We start from the raw sequence: 2,403 nt of genomic DNA, 5'->3' as shown, positions 1-2,403 counted from the left end.
AAGAAGGTCATCGCGCGCTATCCCGCCGGTCGCCAGCAGTCGGCGGTGATGCCGCTGCTCGATCTCGCCCAGCGTCAGGTCGGTGCGGAAACGCAGACCAATGGCTGGCTGCCCGTGCCGGTGATGGAATATATCGGGCGTCAGCTCGATATGCCGTATATGCGCGTGTATGAAGTCGCGACTTTCTACACAATGTACAATCTCGCGCCGGTCGGTCGCTACCATGTGCAGGTCTGCGGCACGACGCCGTGCATGCTGCGTGGGTCTGATGACGTGTTCGCCGCCTGCAAGAACAAGGGTCTGGTCAAGGGCGGTACGACCCCCGATGGCCTGTTCACTCTGACCGAAGTCGAATGCCTTGGCGCCTGCGCCAATGCGCCGATGGTCCAGATCAACGACGATAACTACGAAGATCTGACCTATGACAGCATGAGCGCTGTCCTCGAGACGCTGGCCGCTGGCGGTCAACCCAAGATCGGCCCGCAGATCGACCGTCAGACGAGCGCGCCTGAAGGCGGCCCGACCACTCTCAAGGAGATGGTTACGGAAAATCACGACTATCGGGGGGATTGGGCATGACCGACGCACCCGCTCCAGCACCTTTTGTTGGCCCGCTGGCCGATAAGGACCGCATCTTCACCAACGTCCACGGCTTTCAGGATTGGGGCATCGACGCCGCCATGAAGCGCGGCGATTGGGACAACACCAAAAAGCTGATGGAAATCGGCCAGGACGCGATCATCGACACCATCAAGGCGTCGAACCTGCGCGGCCGTGGCGGCGCCGGCTTCCCGACCGGCATGAAGTGGAGCTTCATGCCCAAGGAAAGCAAGGATGGCCGTCCGAGCTTTCTTGTTATCAACGCCGATGAATCCGAGCCGGGTTCGTGCAAGGACCGCGAAATCATCCGCCACGATCCGCACAAGCTGATCGAGGGTGCGCTCATCGCCGGTTTCGCGATGCGCGCGCGCGCCGCCTACATCTACATCCGTGGCGAGTTCATCTACGAAGCGAAAGTTCTCTTTGCCGCCGTCGAACAGGCCTATGAAAAAGGCTTTATCGGCAAGAATGCCTGCGGGTCTGGCTATGATTTCGACGTGTTTGTCCATCGCGGCGCCGGCGCTTATATCTGCGGCGAGGAAACCGCGCAGATTGAAAGCATCGAAGGCAAGAAGGGCCAGCCCCGCCTGAAGCCGCCTTTCCCGGCGGGCGCGGGTCTCTATGGCTGCCCGACCACCGTGAACAATGTGGAATCGATCGCGGTCAGCCCGACGATCCTGCGTCGCGGCGCGGCGTGGTTCAACGGCTTCGGTCGCGAGAATAACCGCGGCACGAAGCTGTTTCAGATCAGCGGCCATGTGAACAAGCCCTGCGTCGTCGAGGAATCGATGTCGATCCCGTTTCGGGAACTGATCGACCGCCATTGCGGCGGCATCCGGGGCGGCTGGGACAATCTGCTTGCGGTCATTCCGGGCGGTTCGTCGGTGCCTCTGGTTCCTGCCAAGGAAATCATGGACGCGCCGATGGATTTCGACGGCCTGCGTGCGCTTGGCTCGGGCCTTGGCACCGCCGCCGTCATCGTCATGGACAAGTCGACCGACATCGTCCGCGCCATTTCGCGTCTCTCCTACTTCTACAAGCATGAGAGCTGCGGCCAGTGTACGCCGTGCCGTGAAGGCACCGGCTGGATGTGGCGGGTGATGGAGCGGCTGCGCACCGGCGACGCCGAGCAGAGCGAAATCGACATGCTTTTCCAGGTGACCAAGCAGGTTGAAGGCCACACCATTTGCGCGCTCGGCGACGCGGCGGCATGGCCGATCCAGGGGCTGATCCGGCACTTCCGGCCGGAAATCGAGCGCCGGATCAACGAGAACAAGGGTAGTGCCCCCGTCATGGAGGCAGCGGAGTAACCATGCCGAAGGTCAAAGTAGACGGCGTAGAACTCGAAGTCCCGGCGGGCGCCACAGTCCTCCAGGCTTGCGAGCAGGCGGGGAAGGAAATCCCCCGTTTCTGCTATCATGAGCGCCTTTCCATCGCCGGCAATTGCCGCATGTGCCTGGTCGAAGTGAAGCCCGGACCGCCCAAGCCCCAGGCTTCGTGCGCGCTTCCGGCCACCGAAGGCCAGGAAATTCGCACCGACAGCGAAATGGTCAAGAAGGCCCGCGAAGGGGTGATGGAGTTCCTGCTCATCAACCACCCGCTCGATTGCCCGATCTGTGACCAAGGTGGCGAGTGCGACCTTCAGGACCAGTCGGTGGCCTATGGCCGTGGCTCGTCGCGCTATGACGAGAATAAGCGCGCCGTCACCGAAAAGAATATGGGTCCGATCGTCAAGACGGTCATGACCCGCTGCATCCAGTGTACCCGTTGCGTACGCTTTGCAGAGGAAGTCGCGGGCGTGCC

At 61.9% G+C, this 2,403-nt stretch carries 3 protein-coding genes; all 3 read left to right on the top strand.

Features of this window, described 5'->3' with window-relative positions; translation table 11 throughout:
• Nucleotides 1–579 (top strand): NAD(P)H-dependent oxidoreductase subunit E (locus VMR39_RS18145; RefSeq protein ID WP_325417663.1); only part of this gene is annotated, 579 nt, incomplete at its 5' end.
• Nucleotides 576–1,910: an NADH-quinone oxidoreductase subunit NuoF gene (nuoF, locus tag VMR39_RS18140; RefSeq protein ID WP_325417661.1), complete on the top strand. Its 1,335-nt coding sequence runs from the start codon at nt 576–578 to the stop codon at nt 1,908–1,910. The genes VMR39_RS18145 and nuoF, both read left to right, overlap by 4 nt.
• 2 nt (nt 1,911–1,912) lie before the next feature.
• A partial coding sequence (locus tag VMR39_RS18135) for a 2Fe-2S iron-sulfur cluster-binding protein (RefSeq protein ID WP_325417659.1) occupies nt 1,913–2,403 on the top strand: 491 nt, incomplete at its 3' end.

The sequence above is a fragment of the Sphingobium sp. genome (assembly GCF_035511395.1).
Taxonomy (GTDB): domain Bacteria; phylum Pseudomonadota; class Alphaproteobacteria; order Sphingomonadales; family Sphingomonadaceae; genus Sphingobium.
Note: the sequence above shows the minus strand (reverse complement) of the source record. Positions and strands in the feature narration are given on the sequence as shown.